At 44.9% G+C, this 22,153-nt stretch carries 23 protein-coding genes and 3 pseudogenes; 10 read left to right on the forward strand and 16 right to left on the reverse strand.

Annotation, left to right across the window (positions count from 1 at the left end; translation table 11 throughout):
- The first annotated feature begins 28 nt into the window (after positions 1-28).
- Positions 29-661, forward strand: coding sequence for a cAMP-activated global transcriptional regulator CRP (gene crp, locus H8A87_RS16070; RefSeq protein ID WP_004240730.1), 633 nt, complete (start codon positions 29-31; stop codon positions 659-661).
- An 84-nt stretch (positions 662-745) separates the two neighbouring features.
- Here crp and argD read toward each other — a convergent pair whose 3' ends face one another.
- From argD to ppiA, 3 genes are all read right to left on the reverse strand, one after another.
- A complete protein-coding gene (argD, locus tag H8A87_RS16075) occupies positions 746-1,963 on the reverse strand; it encodes a bifunctional acetylornithine/succinyldiaminopimelate transaminase (RefSeq protein ID WP_269749561.1) in 1,218 nt (405 codons plus the stop codon).
- Between the two features lie 127 nt (positions 1,964-2,090).
- Positions 2,091-2,666 carry an aminodeoxychorismate synthase component II gene (locus tag H8A87_RS16080; RefSeq protein ID WP_198690947.1) on the reverse strand — a complete coding sequence of 192 codons (576 nt, stop codon included), beginning with the start codon at positions 2,664-2,666 and terminating at the stop codon, positions 2,091-2,093.
- A 304-nt stretch (positions 2,667-2,970) separates the two neighbouring features.
- The gene (ppiA, locus tag H8A87_RS16085) at positions 2,971-3,537 is read right to left on the reverse strand and encodes a peptidylprolyl isomerase A (RefSeq protein ID WP_198690948.1); all 567 of its coding nucleotides are present in this window, start codon (positions 3,535-3,537) and stop codon (positions 2,971-2,973) included.
- A gap of 418 nt (positions 3,538-3,955) precedes the next feature.
- On the opposite strand from ppiA, the gene darT reads away from it, so the two are divergent.
- From darT to yihA, 3 genes are all read left to right on the forward strand, one after another.
- Complete coding sequence (darT, locus tag H8A87_RS16090; protein WP_198690949.1) at positions 3,956-4,606, forward strand: type II toxin-antitoxin system toxin DNA ADP-ribosyl transferase DarT; 651 nt, start codon at positions 3,956-3,958, stop codon at positions 4,604-4,606.
- Positions 4,603-5,664 carry a type II toxin-antitoxin system antitoxin DNA ADP-ribosyl glycohydrolase DarG gene (gene darG / locus H8A87_RS16095; RefSeq protein WP_198690950.1) on the forward strand — a complete coding sequence of 354 codons (1,062 nt, stop codon included), beginning with the start codon at positions 4,603-4,605 and terminating at the stop codon, positions 5,662-5,664. Before darT ends, darG begins: the two co-directional genes overlap by 4 nt.
- Before the next feature lie 273 nt (positions 5,665-5,937).
- Entirely contained in the window at positions 5,938-6,561 is a 624-nt protein-coding gene (yihA, locus tag H8A87_RS16100; protein WP_198690951.1) for a ribosome biogenesis GTP-binding protein YihA/YsxC, read from the forward strand.
- A 147-nt stretch (positions 6,562-6,708) separates the two neighbouring features.
- On the opposite strand, the gene H8A87_RS20655 is transcribed toward yihA, so the two are convergent.
- The 5 genes from H8A87_RS20655 to H8A87_RS16120 form a co-directional block, all read right to left on the reverse strand.
- Positions 6,709-6,756, reverse strand: a complete 48-nt coding sequence (locus tag H8A87_RS20655; protein ID WP_438361642.1) for a hypothetical protein — start codon at positions 6,754-6,756, stop codon at positions 6,709-6,711.
- Between the two features lie 434 nt (positions 6,757-7,190).
- On the reverse strand, positions 7,191-9,983 hold the full coding sequence (polA, locus tag H8A87_RS16105; protein WP_198690952.1) for a DNA polymerase I: 2,793 nt from the start codon (positions 9,981-9,983) through the stop codon (positions 7,191-7,193).
- 410 nt (positions 9,984-10,393) lie between these two features.
- The gene (gene dsbA, locus H8A87_RS16110) at positions 10,394-11,017 is read right to left on the reverse strand and encodes a thiol:disulfide interchange protein DsbA (RefSeq protein WP_198690953.1); all 624 of its coding nucleotides are present in this window, start codon (positions 11,015-11,017) and stop codon (positions 10,394-10,396) included.
- A 17-nt stretch (positions 11,018-11,034) separates the two neighbouring features.
- Positions 11,035-12,021 (reverse strand): serine/threonine protein kinase, encoded by a 987-nt coding sequence (locus tag H8A87_RS16115; protein ID WP_198690975.1) that lies wholly within the window; start codon positions 12,019-12,021, stop codon positions 11,035-11,037.
- 21 nt (positions 12,022-12,042) lie between these two features.
- On the reverse strand, positions 12,043-12,312 hold the full coding sequence (locus H8A87_RS16120) for a YihD family protein (protein ID WP_198690954.1): 270 nt from the start codon (positions 12,310-12,312) through the stop codon (positions 12,043-12,045).
- Positions 12,313-12,485: 173 nt separating this feature from the next.
- Here H8A87_RS16120 and mobA point away from each other — a divergent pair, with 173 nt between their 5' ends.
- Genes mobA through H8A87_RS20240 form a run of 4 tightly spaced genes read left to right on the forward strand, consistent with a single transcriptional unit; the run spans position 12,486 to position 14,389 of the window.
- Positions 12,486-13,088 carry a molybdenum cofactor guanylyltransferase MobA gene (gene mobA / locus H8A87_RS16125; protein WP_198690955.1) on the forward strand — a complete coding sequence of 201 codons (603 nt, stop codon included), beginning with the start codon at positions 12,486-12,488 and terminating at the stop codon, positions 13,086-13,088.
- Entirely contained in the window at positions 13,085-13,633 is a 549-nt protein-coding gene (mobB, locus tag H8A87_RS16130; protein ID WP_198690956.1) for a molybdopterin-guanine dinucleotide biosynthesis protein MobB, read from the forward strand. The genes mobA and mobB overlap by 4 nt, the downstream gene beginning before the upstream one ends.
- Complete coding sequence (locus tag H8A87_RS16135; RefSeq protein WP_198690957.1) at positions 13,630-14,250, forward strand: hypothetical protein; 621 nt, start codon at positions 13,630-13,632, stop codon at positions 14,248-14,250. The genes mobB and H8A87_RS16135 overlap by 4 nt, the downstream gene beginning before the upstream one ends.
- A 10-nt stretch (positions 14,251-14,260) precedes the next feature.
- Positions 14,261-14,389: a hypothetical protein gene (locus tag H8A87_RS20240; protein ID WP_269749560.1), complete on the forward strand. Its 129-nt coding sequence runs from the start codon at positions 14,261-14,263 to the stop codon at positions 14,387-14,389.
- Positions 14,390-14,762: 373 nt separating this feature from the next.
- Here H8A87_RS20240 and lsrG read toward each other — a convergent pair whose 3' ends face one another.
- The 6 genes and pseudogenes from lsrG to H8A87_RS16165 form a co-directional block, all read right to left on the reverse strand.
- Positions 14,763-15,062 carry a (4S)-4-hydroxy-5-phosphonooxypentane-2,3-dione isomerase gene (gene lsrG, locus H8A87_RS16140; protein WP_198690958.1) on the reverse strand — a complete coding sequence of 100 codons (300 nt, stop codon included), beginning with the start codon at positions 15,060-15,062 and terminating at the stop codon, positions 14,763-14,765.
- A gap of 1 nt (position 15,063) precedes the next feature.
- Positions 15,064-15,948 (reverse strand): 3-hydroxy-5-phosphonooxypentane-2,4-dione thiolase, encoded by an 885-nt coding sequence (gene lsrF, locus H8A87_RS16145; RefSeq protein ID WP_198690959.1) that lies wholly within the window; start codon positions 15,946-15,948, stop codon positions 15,064-15,066.
- Positions 15,949-15,998: 50 nt separating this feature from the next.
- The gene (gene lsrB / locus H8A87_RS16150) at positions 15,999-17,018 is read right to left on the reverse strand and encodes an autoinducer 2 ABC transporter substrate-binding protein LsrB (protein ID WP_198690960.1); all 1,020 of its coding nucleotides are present in this window, start codon (positions 17,016-17,018) and stop codon (positions 15,999-16,001) included.
- A gap of 100 nt (positions 17,019-17,118) precedes the next feature.
- A pseudogene (locus H8A87_RS20015) lies at positions 17,119-17,265 on the reverse strand (autoinducer 2 ABC transporter permease LsrD); the annotation flags it as partial.
- Between the two features lie 62 nt (positions 17,266-17,327).
- Positions 17,328-17,555 (reverse strand): annotated as a pseudogene (locus tag H8A87_RS16160) (autoinducer 2 ABC transporter permease LsrC); the annotation flags it as partial.
- A 32-nt stretch (positions 17,556-17,587) separates the two neighbouring features.
- Positions 17,588-18,082: pseudogene (locus tag H8A87_RS16165) on the reverse strand (ATP-binding cassette domain-containing protein); the annotation flags it as partial.
- A gap of 240 nt (positions 18,083-18,322) precedes the next feature.
- Here H8A87_RS16165 and lsrR point away from each other — a divergent pair.
- Together lsrR and lsrK are read left to right on the forward strand one after the other, a co-directional pair.
- Positions 18,323-19,333 (forward strand): transcriptional regulator LsrR, encoded by a 1,011-nt coding sequence (gene lsrR / locus H8A87_RS16170; RefSeq protein ID WP_198690963.1) that lies wholly within the window; start codon positions 18,323-18,325, stop codon positions 19,331-19,333.
- A 74-nt stretch (positions 19,334-19,407) separates the two neighbouring features.
- Complete coding sequence (lsrK, locus tag H8A87_RS16175; protein WP_198690964.1) at positions 19,408-21,000, forward strand: autoinducer-2 kinase; 1,593 nt, start codon at positions 19,408-19,410, stop codon at positions 20,998-21,000.
- Positions 21,001-21,140: 140 nt separating this feature from the next.
- On the opposite strand, the gene H8A87_RS16180 is transcribed toward lsrK, so the two are convergent.
- On the reverse strand, positions 21,141-21,509 hold the full coding sequence (locus tag H8A87_RS16180) for a hypothetical protein (protein WP_198690965.1): 369 nt from the start codon (positions 21,507-21,509) through the stop codon (positions 21,141-21,143).
- A 90-nt stretch (positions 21,510-21,599) separates the two neighbouring features.
- Positions 21,600-22,148 (reverse strand): helix-turn-helix domain-containing protein, encoded by a 549-nt coding sequence (locus tag H8A87_RS16185; RefSeq protein WP_198690966.1) that lies wholly within the window; start codon positions 22,146-22,148, stop codon positions 21,600-21,602.
- Positions 22,149-22,153: the final 5 nt, after the last annotated feature.

Below are 22,153 nucleotides of genomic sequence, written 5' to 3' on the forward strand. Positions count from 1 at the left end.
GCGGAAATAACAACAGAGGATAAAGCGAATGGTTCTCGGCAAGCCACAAACAGACCCTACTCTTGAATGGTTTTTGTCACACTGCCATATTCACAAATATCCATCCAAGAGCACGCTTATTCATCAAGGCGAGAAAGCAGAAACGCTTTACTACATTGTTAAAGGTTCGGTTGCTGTTCTAATAAAAGATGAAGAAGGCAAAGAAATGATTCTCTCTTATTTAAATCAGGGAGATTTCATTGGTGAACTTGGATTATTTGAAGAGGGGCAAGAACGTACTGCATGGGTGCGAGCCAAAAGCGCCTGTGAAGTGGCTGAAATTTCCTATAAGAAATTTCGCCAGTTAATTCAAGTTAATCCTGACATTCTGATGCGTTTATCTGCTCAGATGGCAAGTCGCCTACAAACAACTTCCGAAAAAGTGGGTAACTTAGCCTTTCTGGACGTTACAGGCCGTATCGCCCAAACATTGCTCAATCTGGCCAAACAGCCTGATGCAATGACCCATCCTGATGGCATGCAAATCAAAATCACACGTCAGGAAATTGGGCAGATTGTGGGTTGCTCCCGTGAAACAGTTGGCCGTATCCTTAAGATGCTGGAAGATCAAAACCTGATCTCTGCACATGGTAAAACCATTGTCGTTTATGGAACACGTTAGTTCCTAAAAAATCTGAAACTCAGCCAGTGGCATAATCTATTCCATTCGCACTGGCTTTTTTTATTGTCTCACTTAGCTGTTATTTCATTCATTCAGCCATCGTGATATCGCCATATCCAACCGCGCCATCCCATCTGCTATCTCATCCTCAGGAATAATCAATGATGGCGTAAAACGCAAAATACTGTCTCCCGCGCTCAATAACATCAATCCCTGTTCCGCCGCTTGTTGCAATATCTCTCTCGCTTTACCTTGATATTCCACTTTCAATACAGCTCCGATAAGCAGCCCTTTGCCGCGAACTTCTTGAAATATTCCATATTTTTGGTTCATCTTTTCCAGTGCATGGATAATAATATCGTGTCGATTTTCCACTCCCGTCAACACTTCCGGCGTGTTGATGATATCCAATGCAGCACAACCGACAGAACAAGCCAGCGGGTTTCCTCCATAAGTTGTTCCATGCGCGCCTGTTTCCATCGCTGTCGCAATTGCCTCTGTCGTTAGCATTGCACTAATCGGGAAACCGCCCCCCAGAGCTTTTGCTGTCGTCAGAATATCCGGCTGTACCCCATAATGCTGGTAAGCATATAACTTGCCTGTGCGCCCCATTCCACTCTGAACTTCATCAAAGACCAGCAGCGCCTGATGTTTATCACATAACTCACGCACACCATGAAGAAATTCCACCGTTGCAGGCGTGACGCCTCCTTCTCCTTGAATCGGTTCCAAAACAACAGCGCAGGTATGATCGTCTATCACCGCCCTGACGGCATCCAGATCATTAAAAGGAACGTGGACAATATCGGCGGGTTTAGGCCCGAAACCCTCGGCATATTTCGGCTGCCCACCGACCGAAACAGTAAAAAATGTACGTCCGTGAAACGCCTGATGAAAAGCAATAATTTTGGTTTTATTGGGATGACAGCGGGTAATCGCGTAACGGCGTGCCAATTTAAATGCCGCTTCATTGGCCTCTGCTCCTGAGTTAGCGAAAAAAACTCGCTGTGCAAACGTCGCATCAATCAATTTTTGCGCTAAGGATAAGGCGGGTTCGTTGGTGAAAATATTGCTGATATGCCACAATTTTTCGCCTTGCTGTTTCAGGGCATCCACCAAGGCGGGATGACAGTGCCCCAAAGCTAAAACGGCGATACCACCAGCAAAATCAATATACTCTTTGCCCTGTTGATCCCATACCCGGCTGCCTTGCCCCCTGACAGGAATAAAACTCGCTGGCGCATAAATTGGCAGCATAACCTGATCGTAGGTATTTCGGTTTATTGCTGTATTTTCTATCATCATCTCCCTCACCTTATTTTTTTATATTTGCCATACCACAGTGAAATAATAGTCACTAAATATGAATAAAAAATCATATTAGAGCAAATAAAAAAAAGCCGAGTGAGGGACTGCTGGTGGTATCTGATTAATATTTGAGAAAGTTATTCAACAACTCATGCCCCTGCTCACTAAGAATGCTTTCCGGGTGAAACTGCACTCCTTCCAGTGGCAAAGTACGGTGACGTATTCCCATGATTTCATCCACGTCACCGTTGCGCTGACTCCATGCTGTCACCTCAAATGAGGCAGGAAGAGTTTCAGCAGCTATGACCAAAGAATGATAACGCGTGACGGTCAGTGGATGATCCAATCCCTTGAATACTCCTTGCTGGCTATGGTGGAGCAGACAGGTTTTCCCATGCATCACCTCACGGGCTTTAACAACGCTGGCTCCAAAAGCCTGACCTATCGCCTGATGCCCCAAACACACACCGAGGATGGGCAACTTCCCAGCAAAGTGTGAAATCGCTTCCAGCGAGATCCCTGCTTCATTTGGCGTACAAGGCCCTGGCGAAATCACTAAATGTGTGGGAGCCAATCTTTCGATATCTTCAAGATGTAATTCATCATTACGTTTAACTAAAACCTCTGTCCCTAACTCGCAAAAATATTGATATAAATTGAATGTAAAAGAATCGTAGTTATCTATTATTAATAACATAGGAGTGTATCCTACTGATTTTATAGTTTTATAAGTTGCCCTACCCCATTGGGGTATTATGCATTCTGTATTACGGTAAAATGAAAATCAGGTAAAGCAGTATCAACGGCAACGGGGCACTTATCATACCACAGAAGCATTTTTAAAATAGAGGCACAGAGAATGCGTGACAACTGCATCGCCATGATGCAAGCCTGATGTGAAAAAACAGAGGCGACAGAAAGAAGGAAGATGAAAGAGGGCAGACGGTACTCGAACAACCAAGAATGATTATCCGAATACCGTATTACGCCCTGTCAAACGATTAGCGCTCGACCTTAGCTGACAAAATCACAATAGGTTTCGCTGGCACATTTTGGTAAGGCCCAACATTTTCTGTTTTGACCTGAGAAATTTTATCAACCACATCCATACCTTTTATCACTTTACCAAAGACGGCATAACCAAAGTCACGCTGACCGTGGTCAAGGAAAGCATTATCAGTAACGTTAATAAAAAACTGGCTGGTTGCACTGTCTTTATCTGCGGTACGCGCCATGACGATAGTGCCACGAAGATTACGCAAGCCATTGTCTGCTTCATTTTTGATTGGGTCCTTAGTGGCTTTCTGCTTCATATCTTTTGTGAAGCCGCCGCCCTGAATCATGAAGCCGGGAATAACACGATGAAAAATAGTGTTGTTATAAAATCCCTCATTGACATACTCAACGAAATTCTTGGTGGTAATTGGTGCCTTACTGCTATCCAACTCAAGTTCGATTTCTCCGGCTGATGTCACCAGCTTCACATGAGTTTCGGCAGCCAATGCTGGGACAGCCACCACACTGATAGCACATGCAGTCATAAGCGACACAAAAATACGTTTAAACATTGATGGTTCCTTTATTTTTGAGGTCAACAATAAAACTCATAACAACAAAACTCATTAAGTGTAATTCCCAATGGAACTAAGTTCCAAAGATTTACCTACATTTACGAGTATTTTAGGTGAGTAGAGGGAAAATCTACCTATCAACAAAACAGCAGGTTGAAAGATGAAGGGTATATTCGCATATTTGGGCGAGGATTATTTTAAGAATAACCTCTATATTGATGTGCTTTACACGCCAAAGAGAATCAGTATCGCATTGATCTGCTCAGTGAATGATGGAACTGAAATTCCTAATCAAATTTAGTATATTTTTTCATAATGAGTTAGTACAAAAACAAGTAAACGCGCTTTGTACTCGATATGGGATGTTTCCACCATATCAATATTCAACCAGCTTTTTTCCGTAACGGTCGCTGACATGAGCTATAAAGAAAGCTTAAACCCCAAGAAAGCGTTGATTTGGCGAATTGTTCACAGAGATAACCTTCCTTGGATTCTCCAAAATGGTTTTTTTGCAGGGAATAGTGATACAAAATCAGAGAATTGGGTAGATATTGGTAATCCAGAGCTAATATTGAAAAGAGCTAACCATCCCGTACCCATTGCCCCGGGAGGAACACTGAACGATTACATCCCATTTTATTTCACGCCTTTTTCTCCGATGCTAAAGAACATACATAGTGGTTGGGGAGGAATAAAGCGAAGAGATAATAATGAAATCGTTATCCTTGTCTCTAGTTTGCACAGATTACATGAAATGGATGTTCCCTTTATTTTTACTGATAGCCACGCTTACTACATGTGGTCGAATTTCTACTCTGATGTAGCAGATCTGGACAAAATTGATTGGAATATTATTCAATCAAAAGATTTTAAAAGAGATCCTGATGATCCTGCCAAGTTTGAACGCTATCAGGCAGAAGCTCTCATACACAACCATTGCCCAGTAGAAGCTTTCGTTGGTATCGTGTGTTATTCCGAAAAAAATAAGCAATACTTAGAAGAGTTAATCAAGCAATCTGGTCATTATGTTCAAGTGATCACGAGACCAAGGTGGTATTTTTCATGATTCATTATACAACAGGTAACTTACTAGACTCTGATGTGGAGGCATTGGTCAACACAGTCAACACAGTAGGAATTATGGGAAAGGGAATTGCTTTAATGTTCAAAGATCGTTTCCCTTTGAATATGACTTTGTATGCAAAAGCTTGTAAGTCTGGTGACATTAATACCGGAAAAATATTTGTTACTGAAACAGGAGAGCTAGTTGGTCCCCAATGGATTATTAACTTTCCAACCAAACAGCATTGGCGCTCCCCTTCTAAGATGGAATGGATAGTTAAAGGATTAGGTGATCTCAAAAAATGGATTATGGAGAATAACGTCAAATCGATTGCGATTCCCCCTTTGGGCGCTGGTAACGGCGGTCTTAGCTGGGATGATGTGAAACCAGAGATCGAAGCAGCACTATCACCTCTAGATGGTGTAGACGTCTACATTTACGAACCTATTGCTAAGTATCAAAATATTAGTAAAAAGAAAGGCGTTGAAGCATTAACCCCAGCCCGAGCCATGATCGCGGAGCTTATTCGTCGTTACTGGATTTTAGGAATGGAATGCAGCTTACTTGAGATACAAAAACTGGCTTGGTTACTTTCTAGAGAACTTGAAAAGCAAGGGTTTCAAGACATTCTCAAACTCAAGTTTGAAGCGAAGAACTATGGACCATATGCACACAATTTAACTCATTTACTCAATGCATTAGACGGTAGCTACCTTTGTTCTGATAAGCGTATTCCTGATAGTGACCCGCTAGATGTAATTCGATTTAATGACTCTAAGAAAGAAAAGCTTCAGGCTTACTTGAGAACCGGAGCTAAAGATTACTTATCGGTATTAGAAAAAACCGCAGAACTCATTGAAGGGTTTGAGTCTCCCTATGGCATGGAGCTGTTAGCTACAGTCGATTGGCTCTTGTATAAAGAAAAATGCGACAACAATATCGAGTCAATTAAAAGAGGCTTGAGCCATTGGAAAGGTGATGCTAAGTGGGCTTCACGGAAGCTATCGTTGTTTGAAGACCGCCATGTAAATATCGCTATAGATAGACTTGCTTCAATTTAAGCAGAGTAGAGTGGCATAGTAAATTTGGCCACCTGATAAGCTTGAACACAAAATAAGTAATTGTAATAGACTATCAAAATTTCGCCGACTATCTGCGCCGTTCGCTGTCGGAATAAATGGCGATATATACCCAATAGCTTTCAAGTTGCAGCGCAGCCAACACAGTAGCAACTTGAAAGATGAAGAGTATATAAAGTTACGCCTGTCCACAAGCCATTGCTCTCGGTATAATCACCGCGCTATTTTCGTGTATTCCTCTGGGAGATAACCATTTTGACCATCAAAAACTACAACTATCACATGACCCACTTTGTCACGAGTGCACCTGACATTCGCCACCTGCCTCAAGATGTGGGCATTGAGGTCGCGTTTGCCGGTAGGTCAAATGCAGGTAAATCCAGCGCCCTAAATGCACTGACCCGCCAAAAGGGCCTTGCGCGTACCAGTAAGACACCCGGCCGAACTCAGTTGATTAACCTGTTCGAAGTGGAAGAAGGCGTTCGTCTGGTGGATTTGCCGGGATATGGTTACGCTGAAGTGCCAGAAGAGATGAAACGCACGTGGCAGAAAGCCTTGGGAGAATATCTCCAGAAGCGTGAATGTCTGCTAGGTTTAGTGGTTTTGATGGATATCCGTCATCCACTGAAAGATCTGGATATGCAGATGATCGAGTGGGCTGTCGTGATGCAGGTGCCTGTCATGGTATTGCTGACTAAAGCCGATAAACTGGCATCCGGTGCCCGTAAAAGCCAGCTGACGAAAGTCCGTCAGGAGTTATCTTCTCTGGATGGCGATGTTCAGATCGAATACTTCTCCGTCCTGAAAAAAATCGGGATCGATAAACTTGAGCAGAAACTTGACCTTTGGTTCAACCAACCGGCCATTGAGGCGGAGTAACATCCGTCTACGTTCACCGCATCCTCACCTTCTATACCCAATAAATTTCAAATTGCAGCCAACAAAGCAGCAACTTGAGATATGAAGGGTATAAATCGGACATAAAAAAACGCCCCAGTCAAAAGAGATGACTGGGGCAGCTAATATTCAGCTAAATCCGATTACGTGAAGTAAAAGGTCTGAAAGATAGAACATCTTACCTCTGTACCCTACGCCGATAACTCTACCTTATTCCTCTAATCAAAAAAAGACTTTTTGTAATTAATTTTCATAAAATACCGCGATTCAGCCTCTATTATTTGACCAAATTAGGTTATTAAGCCGTCTTTTATGTAGTTTAATTACATATTTGTGAGATCTAGATCTAATATAAAACCTAACTGAAATTGTTGTAACAAGCCTCTTCGCGGTGTGATGAGAGGAATTTCAGTTCATTAAACAAACAGTAATTTCATAAAAATCATTCAATAAAAAATCATTTTTACAAAAAAACGATAACCTAAAAAAAAGAACCGCTTTTTTGCGGCTCTTTAGTTTCTTTGACAGATTTTTGATTGGAAAAGACGCTGTCTTATACCCAATAGCTTTCAAAAAGCAGTAAATTGAAAGATAAAAGACATATATGTTAATCAGTGTGCCTGATCCCAGTTATCACCAATCCCTACATCCACTTTTAACGGCACATCAAGCTGCATGCTTTGCTCCATCAGCTCCCGAATTTTCTGCTCTGCTGTCGCCAATTCAGACTCACGTACCTCAAATACCAGTTCATCGTGAACCTGCATGATCATGCGCACATTTGGCTGTTCGCTGACGATCCAATCATCCACCGCAATCATCGCCAATTTGATGATATCCGCCGCCGTACCCTGCATTGGGGCGTTGATAGCCTCACGCTCTGAAGCTTTACGGCGCATGGCATTACGCGATTTAATATCCGGCAGGTATAATCGACGACCTTCCAACGTTTCGACAAATCCGTGATCGGCTGCTTGCTGGCGCGTGCGTTCCATATAAGCTAGCACTCCCGGATAACGTTCAAAATAGAGATCCATATAGCGCTGTGCTTCGCCGCGTGGAATACCCAACTGGCGGGATAAACCAAATGCGCTCATACCATAAATCAAACCAAAGTTAATCGCCTTCGCACTACGGCGCTGCTCACTGGTGACTTGCTCCAGTAGTACACCAAACACTTCCGCGGCAGTCGCACGGTGGATGTCCTTACCTTGCTCAAACGCATCCAGCAACCCTTTGTCCTGCGACAAATGCGCCATAATCCGCAATTCGATCTGTGAATAATCCGCCGCCATAATGCAATAGCCTTCTGGCGCAATAAATGCCTGACGGATACGTCGCCCTTCGTCATTGCGGACAGGAATGTTTTGCAGGTTTGGATCGCGGGAAGACAGACGTCCCGTCGCAGTTACCGCCTGATGATAAGAAGTATGGACGCGATTCGTCAGCGGATTAACCATCTGAGGCAGTTTGTCGGTATAGGTGGATTTTAGTTTTGCCAGACCGCGATGTTCCAGAATCACCCGTGGCAGTTCATGATTCTCCGCCAGTTCTTCCAGCACTTCTTCATTGGTTGATGGTGCACCATTCGGGGTCTTTTTCAGTACAGGCAGATTCATTTTTTCAAACAGAATAACTTGTAACTGCTTTGGTGAAGCCAAATTGAATTCTTCACCCGCCAGCACATAAGCGGATTTTTCCAGCTCATCCAAACGCGCAGTGATTTCCCGTGAATGCACTGCCAACGTTTGGGCATCGATCAGTACTCCCATCCTCTCCATGCGAGATAACACCGGCACCAACGGCATTTCAATTTTCTGGAAAACTTTTTTCAGGGTCGGTACGCTCTCCACCTGTGGATACATAGCCTGATGCAATCGCAAAGTCACATCCGCGTCTTCAGCCGCGTATTTTGACGCTTCCTCCAGCGGGATTTGATTGAAAGTCAGCTGTTTTTTGCCCTTGCCCGCAATTTCTTCAAACGTGGTGGTTTTATAGCCCAGATGACGCTCCGCAAGGCTATCCATGTCATGTCGTCCCCCCACGCTGTTCAAGACATACGATTCCAGCATGGTATCAAAAACAATACCATTCAGAGCGATGTCATAACGCGCCAGAACGCCACGATCAAATTTCAGGTTTTGGCCAATTTTGGGCAGGTTTGCATCTTCCAGCAACGGTTTTAATGCTGTGAGCACTTCATTCAGATCCAGTTGCTGTGGCGCATCCAGATAATCGTGTCCCAACGGCAAATAAGCCGCTTCAACCTCGGACTCCCCCACCGCAATAGCAAAAGACATTCCCACCAGATTGGCGGTTAGAGTATCAAGGCCGTCAGTTTCAGTATCAAAAGAGAATGCCGGAACTTGTTTCAGCTTCTCAATCCACTCATCAAGGGATTGGCGCTCAAGAATGGTTTGATAGCTTTCCGGTGAAATCTTGACCGCAGTTGGCGCAACCGACACTGATTCTGATTTGGCACTGGCAGCAGCAGGTTTCTGACCTTTACCTTCCAGCCAACTGCCATTCTGCACATCACTAATCCAACGCTTGAACTCATAATGGCTAAACAGTGCTAGCAACTCATCCGCATCCGGTGGCACAACGGAAAGCTCCAGACAAGTCCTATCCAGCTCAACGTCGGTTTTAATCGTCGCCAGTTGATACGAGAGATAAGCCACCTCTTTATGCTGCCCCATTTTCCCGCCCAATGTCTTGGCTCCACGGAAGCTAAGTGTGGCAATCTCATCAAGTCTGGCATAGATATCGTCCAATCCACCAATACCCTGCAACAATCCCAATGCTGTTTTCTCACCGACGCCCGGCACACCAGGAATATTATCGGAAGAGTCTCCCATCAGGGCGAGAAAATCGATGATCAATTCAGGTGAAACACCATACTTCTCCGTGACCTCTTCCGGCCCCAAAATGGTGTTAGTCATGGTGTTAATCAGTGTGATACCCGGGGTCACCAACTGAGCCATATCTTTATCGCCGGTGCTGATCAGAACATAACGGCCTTCTTTTTCAGCCTGCAACGCCAATGTACCGATAACATCATCGGCCTCAACGCCCGGTACTACCAAAATTGGCAGACCCATTGCCTTAACCATTTTATGCAGCGGCTCAATTTGCGCCCGCAAATCATCCGGCATCGGTGGTCGATGGGATTTATATTCAGCAAATAATTCATCACGGAACGTTTTGCCTTTGGCATCAAACACGACCGCCACATGACTGGGTTTATACTGCATGATCAAACTGCGCAGCATGTTCAGCACGCCATACATGGCGCCCGTCGGTTCTCCTGCACTGTTTGTCAGTGGAGGGAACGCATGGTATGCACGATAAAGGTATGAAGAGCCATCAACCAAAATCAGGGGATTGTCTGCTATTTGTGCCATAAAATTTTCTTCGTCGTTCTGTGGGATGAATAAAGAATAGAATGCCATACTGTGTCGTTATAGACGAATTTTGCGAGAATTTTCTCGTGCTAACGTGCATTTTCTGACAAATATTCTGATGAGTGCTCTGTGGATAACTTTGTGCACAAAAAAATGGCACATAAAACAGATTTATGTTTAATACCGTAAAGAGTGAATAACAGGAGGTAAAAATCAATGAATTACGCGAAATATTAAGGAAATATTACAACTACTTAAAAATCACTGACTTGTGGATATTACCGGAGTTTATGTTATGAAAGGAGCCTTTCAGCAAGTATTGTGCCAGCTTTATCATAGCCGACACAATACCTATGTTATTTTATATTAATACTAGCGTTCTTGTTTCTTTGAGGTCATGATCTCGCGGTTTATTTTTTTGTCACCAGATAATTCACCACATCAGAGAACTTTTGCCCATAATCCAATGCTGACCGAGATTCAATGCCACCGTTGTTAATCAAGTATTTTCCATTAACAAAAATGGCTGGAACACCACGCAATTCTAAATTCTGAGCCGCCTGACGCTCTTTGGCCGCGACAGATTGTACGATAAAGCTATTCAATGCCGCATCATACTCGTCACCAGACACACCCGCCTTGATAAAGGCATTGCGGATGTCTTCCTTACTATTGATAGTCTGGCTTTTCTGAATACCATCAAACAAAATTGGGGTGACTTTGTCTTCAATCTTCATAACGATGGCGACCGCCCAGGCATCCGTCAGGGCATTACCCAAAGGACCCAGAAAATCGACATGGTAACGTTCATGAGTCACACCTGCTGGCAGGTTTTTCTCAACAGTAGAAGGAACATGATAAACATTTTCAAACTGATAGCAGTGAGGGCAATAAAAAGAGAAAAATTCCAAAACTTGCGGCTGATCCGCAACCGAATTTTTTAATTCCGTATACTGTTTGCCTTCAGAAAAACCGGAAGCGGACGCATTAAATGCCATAAACGCTCCTACCAGTACTAGCCAAAATTTTTTCATAATGGTCTCCAGAAAAATTAATACATCGGATTGAGCTGTAAAGGTGGTTCCTGTAACAGCCGAATTTGTTCAGAAAAAAGGCTCATCTGATTAAGCCAAAAGTCACTATCAGCCATCCATGGAAACGCTTTGGGGAAAGCCGGATCTTCCCAGCGACGAGCGACCCATGCCAAATAATAGACCATTCGCATCGCACGCAGAGGCTCCATCAAAGCCAATGTCTTTGGGTCAAAATCCGTAAACTGACCATATGATTCAAGCAAGATATCCAACTGGATCATCCGTTCTTGCCGTGATCCATTGAGCATCATCCACAAATCCTGAACAGCAGGGCCATTGCGGGCATCATCAAGATCCACAAACCATGCCTCATCACGCCACAAGATATTACCAGCATGGCAATCACCATGCAGCCGCAATACTTGCCAGTTATCATGCCATTGATCTGCTACTACCTTGTTCAATTCATCCAGTGCAGCAAAAAAACCCTTCTTATGTCTAGCAGGAATTAGCTTACATTCAGCCAAATATTGATACGGCTGATATAAATATTCATTAAGATTAATAGTAGGACGAGCAGAAAATGTTTTTTGGCGGCCAATTTGATGCATCTTGCCCAGCAATCGCCCAACATCTTCCAGCTGGTCAAAATTATCCGATTCGTACTGACGTCCACCCACGCTGGGGAAAATGGCAAAAAAGAATCCGCCATAATTCAGCACTGTCTTCCCATCAAACATTAGCGGTGCCGCAACGGTCAGATCGGCTTGCTGTAATTCATGTGCAAGATCATGTTCCTCTTGGATCTGCTGTTGGCTCCAGCGCAAGGGACGATAAAATTTCACGACATAGCGTTTACGGTTCTCATCCATGAACTGATAAACGCGGTTCTCATAACTATTTAGCTCAGTCAGACCGGAATCAATGTAGAGGCCAGACTGCACCAACGCATCCATGATTAGGTCCGGCGTAATATTCTGAAAATTAAAAGCCTTCGGTTCCATCACAACACAGTTCTCTCTTCATCAATCTTTAATAATGCCCCGGGCACGCAACAACGCAGTCTTAAAATCTTCTTCATAATCTTTTTTCAATCCAGGGATTTCTGCCTGGCCATCCGTACCAAGCATTTTCAGGTGATATATCAGAACATCATCTGTTAATTCAGACAACTGCCCTTTGAAACCCGCTTCACCAGCCAGTTTTTGCAAAAGTTCTATCAGATTGAGATCCGGCTCATTCTTCCACACTGGGTGTAAAAGTGCGATAACTTCATTGAGACGGTGATACTTCATTTTTAGTTCCTTATAAATAACTATACAAATTAGCAGGGTTAATAGCTCTGAGAAAGAATTGGTCTGTCAATCAGCGTAAAGTTATACTCCCACCTCAAAGCAGCATCGTTAGATATTGATTCACAATGGTTATATACCCAAACATTTCATTGCCCAATATCAGGTGATTTAACATGACGCATCCAAAAATCAGTGGCGCAATTCTGGCTGGAGGACTATCCACCCGCATGGGGGGAAATGACAAAGGATTACTGCAATTCGATGGCTCATCATTATACCAACACATTGTCACAAAATTGCAGCCACAGGTTCATGAGCTATTGATTAATGCCAATCGCAATCTGGGAATTTATCAGCAGAGTGGTTATCCCATCATACCGGATATCATTACCGATTTTTCAGGGCCACTGGCCGGTATGTTGGCGGTTTTGAAGAAAGCCATCCATGAATGGGTGGTATTTGTTCCCTGTGATGTACCGGATTTTCCCGAAGATCTCGTCGCAAAACTGTGGCTCTACAAACAACACGCCTGGGCCGCTTATGCCCACGACTGCGAACGTGCCCACCCCACTTTAGCATTAATGCATCGCAGCCTGATCCCTCGCTTGGAAAGCTACCTCGCACTGGGGGATAGAAAACTCATGTTCTTTATGCAGATGATTAAGGCAAAAGCCGTCTATTTTCCTGACGCTCATGCTTTCACCAACCTAAATACACCAGAAGAATGCCATAACTGGGAATACCAACACTGGGGACTCCTTCAGGAACCAGCATGAGTCACAACTTCGACGACACAACACTGCCCATACTGGGCATCACCGCTTATAGTGGAACCGGGAAAACGACGCTATTAAAACAGGTTATTCCATTATTGCGCCAACAACATATCCGCGTTGGGTTGATTAAGCATACTCATCACAATATGGATGTCGATAAACCGGGCAAAGACAGCTATGAGCTGCGCAAAGCAGGAGCAGTCCAGACATTGGTTGCCAGCCAGCAGCGCTGGGCCTTGATGACAGAAACGCCAGATTTGCCAGCGCTGGATCTGCACTACCTTGCCAGCCGATTCGATGCAAATTCTTTGGATCTGATTCTGGTCGAAGGTTTCAAACAAGAGTCGATCCCAAAAATCGCACTTTATCGAGATGACCTGTACCACACCGTTGATGAAATCCTTGATCCCCATGTGATCGCGATTGCCAGTAATATCCCGCTGGCCGCACCACTTCCACAGCTCGATATCAATAAACCGGAACAGGTGACCGCATTTATTACTGAATGGTTATACTCACAAAAATCCCGAGAGGATTTATTATGATGAATACCGCGAAAACAAGTACTGTGAAAATAAGTACCGTAAAAACAGGAAAAGTAAAATCTGGCAACATAACCGTATGGGATGTTGAAAATATAGAAAAAATCGTCGCTGATGTAAGACACTTTAATTTAAATACCGTGAATGTTCCTATTCGAATAGATATTCCGACTGTTACTTCCTCTACGATGGCAGTTAATCAGCCACAAAAGAAAAAAGCCATTATTTTAATTGAGGAATTATTACGTCATGATATCCAAGTTATCGTTGAGCCTTTCCCGTTTATTCAACAAGGTGGTGTTGGCGAAACAAAGTTTATTCTCAACCACCGTTATAAACGCGAACAGAATATCATTCAGCAAATCGAACAATTACATCAATTGACGGGAAAACCGATATATTTTGGCGATTTTAATATTCCGGCACGTGAATTTGGCCTGGAACATCCTTGGAACCCAGATGTTTCAACCATGTTCTCAACAGACATTCAAATTAACGGATGGCGTGCTTATAGAGAAGTATTGGAAATAAAATCCTATTTTAAAGGATTTTCAATATGGTTTATTGGCTCTCATGATAAGAGTCATGCTTACCAGATTCCAGTAAAGAAGCTGAGATGAGCATCCATGAATGGTATGGAAAATAAACAACGGTATCCGACTCAGTGTCAGCTCTTGGGCTACTACGGAAGACGATATTCAGCGTAGCTTGAGGGCAATTGCTACTGCTATTGACGAAGTAAAACAACAAACCACTTAAAAATTGATCTTCCAGCCTTATAAATGGAAGCAGGAATTATTCAAAAGGATTTTGTCAAAAAACCAAACGCCCTTAACGTTACCGTCAGGGCGTTATTTCCGCTTTTAGTCTACGACCTTACTTCTGTGAATCAGGATGAAATCCAGATGATTCAAATCTATTTTCAGCAATAAAATCGTCAGTAGTGACAAGTAAAGCGGACAGAAGCTGTTTCCAGAAGATACCGACCAATAAATACAATTAATCACCGACGATTTTTGGAAGACAGCCCACATATTATATTGCAGGCTGTTGAATACTTAGAGAATTTATACTTACACGATAAAAGAATAAGAGTAATTTTTTCTATTTCTTACCGTAATATGCTCTTGCCTTACTTCCCTTCTGGCATCAAACCAATAAACGTGGTCTTTTTCCGTGGTTCAGCCATCAACGCTTCCAGTTTTTCGACACAGAGCAGGTAATGAGGCGTTTTCTTATGCGCCGCAACTGCCGTTTCGTCGGTATAGGCTTCATAAATATAGAAGCGAGTCGGGATATTTTCATCGCGCAGCACATCGAATCGCAAATTGCCCGGTTCTTTCACGGAACCGAGGTGATTATCCCTAAATACCTCGATAAATTCGTCGATTTTGTCGGCTTTGACATTAATCTCAACTAATGTGACGTGCATATTATTCCCCCCTGGCTTTCTCACTCAAGAACAGTTCATAAGCCTGAGCGGGCTTCTCATTGTGATGTACCACTGCCTGCACCGCTTTCAGCATCGCAACGGGCGCTTCGGATTGAAAGATATTGCGTCCCATATCCACACCGGATGCTCCCTGATCAATCGCCTGATAGCACATTTCAAGCGCATCCAACTCCGGCAATTTCTTACCGCCTGCAATCACAATCGGCACTGGGCAACCCGCTGCGATCCGCTCAAAACCAGTATCGACATAATAGGTTTTGATTATGTTCGCCCCAATTTCCGCTGCAATGCGAGTCGCCAGCGAGAAGTAACGTTGATCACGCACCATATCTTTACCGACGCCCGTCACTGCCATCGTTGGCATACCATAACGCGTTCCCTGATCCACCAGCTTGATAATGTTCTTGATGGATTGATGTTCATGTTCCGAACCGATATAAACCTGCGCCGCTACCGCACAGACATTGAGCCGAAGCGCATCTTCCATCGCCACCGCGACAGCTTCATTGGATAGTTCAGTCAGAATCGAGTTAGCACCGGATGCACGCAGCACCACGGGTTTATTGGTTGCAGGAGGAACCTGACTGCGCAGGATACCTCGGGTACACATCAGCACGTCGGTATGTTCAAACAGCGGGGCGATATTGATGTCGATACGCTCCAAACCCGTTGTTGGCCCCTGAAAATAACCGTGGTCAAATGCCAGCATCACCGTTTTATTGGTGGTGGGATTAAAAATCCGCGCCAAACGGGATTGCATGCCCCAATCCAGCGCACCACAGCCTTTCAGTTCAAACAAAGTATTCTTTTGTGGTGTATCAATGCCAAAATTTTTACCGTCTTTGATATCATCTAAATCTGCCATTTCTCCCTCCAGAAAGGTGTCAGAGCCAAGCCGTATACCAGCTCTATGAATCAGAAATCGTATTGGTTGATATTGTCTTTGGTAAAAATCACCCGCTCCGGCATGACAACGATGCCATTGCCTTTTGCTTCATAACGGTATCCCTGTACACTGTTGGGTGAGATCTCAATGTTGCCAATATCAGGAATGTTCAATTTATCTCCCACATTCAGATCGCCTTTTTGCAATATCTCATTGGCAATATGAATAGCTATCTTGCCCTGCTTGACCACATCCCACAGAGCGAACTGTTTAACCGTACCGTTTTCAACGTAAGGGCGCATCACATTCGGGGTACTGAATCCAACGATCGCGACATCCTGACGCTTCAAATTTTCTGCCGCTTGAGCTGCCGCAGGCAACGCGTTGGCATCTGGGGCGATGATCGCATCCAAATCTCCCCACGCTTTCAAAATACCTTCCGCAGTCTGCAATGATTTCGTGGCATCGTTATACCCAAACCGTGTGGTGACAATTTCCCAGTTCGGATGTTCCGCTGCAATTTTGGCCTTGGCCTCTTTCACCCATTGGTTCTGATCCGTCACTGTCGGGCTGGAATAAAAAAACGCCACTTTTGCGTTTTCTTTTTTCACCTGATTAGCGGCCATATCGACCAGAATTCCACCCAACTGTTTTGGCGTTCCCTGATCGATATAAATGGAGCGGCATTCTGGTGATGTATCTGAATCCCACGTCAGTACCTTGACCCCCCGCTTCATGGCGCGTTTCAAGGCAGGGCACAAGCCATTGGTTGACACCGCCGACACCACAATCGCGTTATAACCTTGATTAACAAATTTATTGATAAGCTGAACCTGCTCCACCATGCTTGGCTCTGCTGGGCCATCGTAAGTGACTTCAACGCCCAGTGTATTGCCAGCTTCCACCGCACCTTGGCCGCCGCTGGTAAAGAACCCAGCACCGACTAATTTAGGGATAAACGCAATCTTCTCTGCCGCCTGTGCCCAAGAGACACACGCCAGACTTAATGCAGCAGCCAAAGCCAACTTTTTCATCGTTGGTGCCTTCATACCTATCTCCGTCTATTCTTATTTCAATATCATTTATGTTTCAGGATCATCTTTTATGTTTCAGGCATATGTTGTTGTGAAACAGAAGCCCTCTGGCATTGCCACTAATCACGATTTTAGTGACGATGCAGATAAAATCACTGGTACTAAACAACAGCACATTAATATCCAGCATCCGTGGATTAACCACGCCAGACCGCAAAATTTCCATCACCAAGAGCACCATTTCCCAGCCATAACTGCCCATAGCATTGTACCGTACTCATTATAGCCTCCCGTTTTTTGCTATTGATTTCTTTATCGGTTCACCACAGCACACAATCCCGTAGTTGAACCAACTGAAACATCAATATTGCTGGTCAGTATCACCAATGTAGCGCCCATCGCCAATAAAATAAGGAGTTGAGCATCACCGAAAATAATCGTAACAGTCTGGAAGCTGAAAACATGACGATCTAGACTCCCCAGCAGATCAAACAGCCCCAAAATAGCGATCAATGCCGTGGCCTTTCGGTTATTTTGGATAAGTTTCAACATGTCAAGGCCTCAGCATATTTGCCAAAAGGAAAGCGCATAACCTCCACTAACTGCTGATCCGCTACATTTAAACTGCCCGCTGGCGCCTTCAAGTCAATTTGGCAGTCGAGTTGAGTCAGCAATTCCTGCATTCGACTTGTATTGACTTGATGTTTAGGTAAGCGAAATAGAATATTTTCCTGAACAGAAAGACTGGGAAATAACAAAGGCTCTTGTGGTACCAGATAAATGCCCAATTGATGTGCTTTTGCAGGTGTCAGATGATTAACAGTAGCACCATCCACGACCAAAGTTCCGGCATCTGGCTGTTCAATACCGGCAATGATTTTCATCAGAGTTGATTTACCCGCCCCATTTCCACCCAGTAATGCATGAACCTGTCCCGACATCAGCGTAAAATCGATCTGCTTCAACACCATCAAACCAGAAAATTGCTTACTGATTCCACGGGCAGCCAAAAGAGGCGTACAGTCATGGCGCTGGTAAAGTGGATTATCGGTATTAGTAGCGGTATTGCTCTGTGACATCACGTACCTCATGGAATTTTGGGCTTGCGTTTTGACACCGATGCTAGATATGAACATTTATTAATTCTAAAAACATTTGTTCAAAACTCTAATTCAAAACTTAAGATTTTTTCAATGGTTTGATCACATTTTGTGAAAAAATCAGTTCTAAATTAAAATATGTTCAAAATTTTGTGAGAATCCTCTAACACATTAGAGGTTTTCATGCTTATTCTTTCCTTAGTGGATAAAGAAGTTGTTATGTCGATTAAATTAAGCAAGAAACAATTAGTATCAGAGAGAAGCGTATTATCCGAGGAAATTGACTATTCAAGTCACAACTATCCAGGAAATAGCATGAGTGAAGAAGAACTAATGGCCCGTATCGCCTGGTTTTACTATCACGATGGTCTGACGCAAGGGGACATCGGTGAATTGCTTGGCCTCAGCCGCCTTAAGGTCTCCCGCCTATTGGAGAAAGGGCGGCAGTCTGGCGTGATCCGCGTTCAGATCAACTCACGCTATGAAGGGTGTCTGGAATTGGAAGATGCCTTGCAAAAACGCTTTAATCTCAAACAGGTTCGCGTGTTACCCACCCTTGACGGCATAAACCTGAATGCCCGTCTCGGTGTCGGAGCCGCCCACCTGCTGATGGCGCTGATTGAACCTCACCAGCTATTGGCGATTGGATTTGGTGAAACTCCCATGTGCACTTTGCAGCACCTGAGCGGTTTTATCTCATCCCAGCAACTTCGGTTGGTGACGCTGTCCGGCGGTGTGGGCCCTTACATGACTGGCATCGGCCAGCTTGATGCGGACTGCCCTGTCAGCATCATTCCTGCCCCACTGCGAGCCTCTACTCAACAAGTCGCGGCAACATTCCGCGAAGAGAGCAGTGTACGGGATGTCATTTTGGCCGCCTGTGCAGCAGATATCGCCATCGTAGGAATTGGCGCGATCAACCAGAAACAGCAAGCGACCATTATGCGTTCCGGCTATATCAGCGATGGAGAACAATTGATGTTCGGCCGCAAAGGTGCCGTCGGAGATATTCTTGGTTACTTCTTCAACGCGGAAGGTGAATTGGTCAACGATATCGATATCCATCAAGAATTGATCGGTATCTCCTTGCCAGAAATAAAAACCATCCCGAACGTAATTGGTGTAGCTGGAGGCATCGAAAAAGCGGATGCCGTCGTTGCTGCATTGAAAGGGGGTTACATCAATTCACTGGTGACAGAAGAACAGACCGCCAGGGCTATGCTGACCTGATCGACGAATAATCTCTATCCACTCCCTGTGCCATATCGAATAAGAAAAAGATAACGACAGACGAGGATAGCATCATGAATCAACGCGCTCATGCTCACCCATCAAGGAAGTATCTGATGGCGCTTGATGCAGGAACTGGCAGTATCCGTGCAGTTATATTTGATCTCGAAGGGAATCAGGTTTCCGTCGGACAGGCTGAGTGGATACACCAGCCCGTACCGAATGTTGTCGGTTCGATGGAATTTGACCTGAAAAACAACTGGCAACTGACCTGCCAATGTATCAGGCAGGCACTGCAAAAGGCGGATCTGCCCGCCAATGCGATTCAGGGCGTTGCCGCCTGCTCAATGCGGGAAGGCATCGTCCTGTATAATCGCAACGGCGATCCCATCTGGGCGTGTGCCAACGTGGATGCCCGCTCCAGCCATGAAGTCATCGAACTTAAAGAGCTTTACAACCATACCTTTGAGTATGATGTTTACCGCTACTCCGGCCAAACGCTGGCACTGGGCGCCATGCCCCGTCTGCTTTGGCTGGCACATCACCGTTCTGATATCTATCGGCAAGCCAACACCCTGACGATGATCAGCGATTGGCTGGCTTATATGCTGAGTGGCGAACTGGCGGTAGATCCCTCCAACGCAGGGACAACGGGGATGCTGGATTTAGTCAGCCGTAATTGGCGTCCAAACCTGTTGGAAATGGCCGGACTGCGTTCCGATATCCTCTCTCCCGTCAAAGAAACGGGAACCTTGCTCGGCTATATCACGGAAAAAGCGGCGGCAGAGTGCGGCTTGAACAGCGGAACGCCGGTGATTATGGGCGGTGGCGACGTTCAACTCGGCTGCCTCGGTATTGGTGTCGTCAAACCTGCCCAAACCGCAGTACTTGGCGGGACATTCTGGCAACAAGTCGTCAACCTGCCAAAGCCCATCACCGACCCGAACATGAACATCCGCATCAACCCGCATGTTATCCCCGGCATGGCACAGGCTGAGTCCATCAGCTTTTTTACCGGCCTCACCATGCGTTGGTTCCGCGATGCTTTCTGTGCAGAAGAAAAACTGTTGGCAGAACGATTGGGCGTCGATGCCTACAGCCTGCTGGAAGGTATGGCGGCGCGCGTTCCTGCGGGTGCGCATGGCGTAATGCCGATTTTCTCCGATGTGATGCGGTTTAAATCGTGGTATCACGCCGCCCCCTCCTTCCTCAACCTCTCGATTGATCCGGAAAAATGCAACAAGGCGACGCTATTTAGAGCGCTGGAAGAGAACGCGGCTATCGTCTCGGCGTGTAACCTCGATATGGTCGCAGCATTCTCTGGTGTTCAACCTGACTCACTGGTCTTCGCAGGCGGTGGCTCGAAAGGTAAACTCTGGAGCCAGATTCTGTCTGACGTTACCGGACTGCCGGTACGAGTGCCGGTGGTTAAGGAAGCTACGGCATTGGGCTGTGCAATTGCAGCAGGTGTTGGCGTTGGATTATATGACTCACTGCCCGCGACAGGGGAAAAATTAGTGCGTTGGGAGCAAGAATACCAGCCGGATTTAAACCTCCGAGAGGTTTACCTGAAAGCGAAAAAAGATTGGCAGACAGTGTATGAAGGCCAACTGCATCTGGTGGATGATGGGCTGACGACATCATTGTGGAAAGCACCGGGGCTGTAAGTTTTGAATGGCCTCTTTAGCAATTAGAGGCCAATTTAATTCATTGCGTCCTGATCCTGCATGACGAATATCATTTTCAACAGCAATAGACATCATTTGATAGAATTCTTCATCAGAAGCAACAAAAAGGCAGAGCAACATCAAAAAATCAAGAGCAATATCGACATCAACCCAGCATTTGCAACAATATATTTATCAAAATAAAATTTGCTGGCACTATAACACACCAACAATACCGTACTGATAATAACCAAAGCAGCCAATTGGCTAACCTGCAAATTCAGCCATTCCAGATAATGACAAAACATAACAACACTTAACACCAGCAACGGGATAACATTATGCAGTAACCTTGAAAATGCCATCAACGACTGCATTTGCCATACAATTTTATTCTTTTGTTTCCTTGCTAATATAGCATCATCTAAATGACCATTGCGGCTATGAGAAACAAACGCATCAATCATCGTTTTACGACTGAAATCTTTTTCTTTTATATGCGATTGCACTAAATTAATCAGTAATATAGCAATGGCAGATATCACAATATAGAGCAGAAAAATAACGTTACAGATTATCGCCGCAATGGCGGAATAATGTTAATTCTGCTCAGATACCAGAATCGCCTGAGTATCTGGCTCCAGCGCTTTGAAGACATGCTCTAGATCTGCCGGATAACAGATGTAATCGCCTTCGCTTAACTCTTCTGGCGCTTCCGTTAGCCCTACCAGCGCCCGCCCACGGGTGACGATGATATGCTCTACCGAACCAGGGGGATGTGGATGGGAAACGTGATCTGCTCCCGGTTGCGTCATCAACAGGTAGATATCACGACGTGCACCCGGCGGACAAGTGGCCAGTAAAATCGCCTGATAATCAGCCTGTTCTGACACCACTTTGGTGCCCTCGCCACGTCGAACCACCTGTGTTTTGTTGCTCTGCGGTTCCAGCAGACGGGCAAAAGGGATATTCAGCGCCACACACAATGCCCAGAGCGTTTCTATGCTAGGGTTCCCGTTACCGGCTTCTAATTGTGACAATGTGGATTTTGCAATACCCGCACGCCGGGCAACTTCCGCCAGTGAAAGACCTATGCGGGCACGTTCACGGACTAAACTCTTCGCAATTACGCTGATTGGCTGTGTCATGCCAT

It is taken from the genome of Xenorhabdus lircayensis (genome assembly GCF_016306625.1).
GTDB classification, from domain to species: Bacteria; Pseudomonadota; Gammaproteobacteria; order Enterobacterales; family Enterobacteriaceae; genus Xenorhabdus; species Xenorhabdus lircayensis.

Bases quoted from the DNA above. Each gene is read 5' to 3' on its own strand.
- crp (WP_004240730.1), top strand. From the start codon at position 29: ATGGTTCTCGGCAAGCCACAAACAGACCCTACTCTTGAATGGTTTTTG.
- argD (WP_269749561.1), bottom strand. From the start codon at position 1,963: ATGATAGAAAATACAGCAATAAACCGAAATACCTACGATCAGGTTATG.
- H8A87_RS16080 (WP_198690947.1), bottom strand. From the start codon at position 2,666: ATGTTATTAATAATAGATAACTACGATTCTTTTACATTCAATTTATAT.
- ppiA (WP_198690948.1), bottom strand. From the start codon at position 3,537: ATGTTTAAACGTATTTTTGTGTCGCTTATGACTGCATGTGCTATCAGT.
- darT (WP_198690949.1), top strand. From the start codon at position 3,956: ATGAGCTATAAAGAAAGCTTAAACCCCAAGAAAGCGTTGATTTGGCGA.
- darG (WP_198690950.1), top strand. From the start codon at position 4,603: ATGATTCATTATACAACAGGTAACTTACTAGACTCTGATGTGGAGGCA.
- polA (WP_198690952.1), bottom strand. From the start codon at position 9,983: ATGGCACAAATAGCAGACAATCCCCTGATTTTGGTTGATGGCTCTTCA.
- dsbA (WP_198690953.1), bottom strand. From the start codon at position 11,017: ATGAAAAAATTTTGGCTAGTACTGGTAGGAGCGTTTATGGCATTTAAT.
- H8A87_RS16115 (WP_198690975.1), bottom strand. From the start codon at position 12,021: ATGGAACCGAAGGCTTTTAATTTTCAGAATATTACGCCGGACCTAATC.
- H8A87_RS16120 (WP_198690954.1), bottom strand. From the start codon at position 12,312: ATGAAGTATCACCGTCTCAATGAAGTTATCGCACTTTTACACCCAGTG.
- mobA (WP_198690955.1), top strand. From the start codon at position 12,486: ATGACGCATCCAAAAATCAGTGGCGCAATTCTGGCTGGAGGACTATCC.
- mobB (WP_198690956.1), top strand. From the start codon at position 13,085: ATGAGTCACAACTTCGACGACACAACACTGCCCATACTGGGCATCACC.
- H8A87_RS16135 (WP_198690957.1), top strand. From the start codon at position 13,630: ATGATGAATACCGCGAAAACAAGTACTGTGAAAATAAGTACCGTAAAA.
- H8A87_RS20240 (WP_269749560.1), top strand. From the start codon at position 14,261: ATGGTATGGAAAATAAACAACGGTATCCGACTCAGTGTCAGCTCTTGG.
- lsrG (WP_198690958.1), bottom strand. From the start codon at position 15,062: ATGCACGTCACATTAGTTGAGATTAATGTCAAAGCCGACAAAATCGAC.
- lsrF (WP_198690959.1), bottom strand. From the start codon at position 15,948: ATGGCAGATTTAGATGATATCAAAGACGGTAAAAATTTTGGCATTGAT.
- lsrB (WP_198690960.1), bottom strand. From the start codon at position 17,018: ATGAAGGCACCAACGATGAAAAAGTTGGCTTTGGCTGCTGCATTAAGT.
- lsrR (WP_198690963.1), top strand. From the start codon at position 18,323: ATGTCGATTAAATTAAGCAAGAAACAATTAGTATCAGAGAGAAGCGTA.
- lsrK (WP_198690964.1), top strand. From the start codon at position 19,408: ATGAATCAACGCGCTCATGCTCACCCATCAAGGAAGTATCTGATGGCG.
- H8A87_RS16185 (WP_198690966.1), bottom strand. From the start codon at position 22,148: ATGACACAGCCAATCAGCGTAATTGCGAAGAGTTTAGTCCGTGAACGT.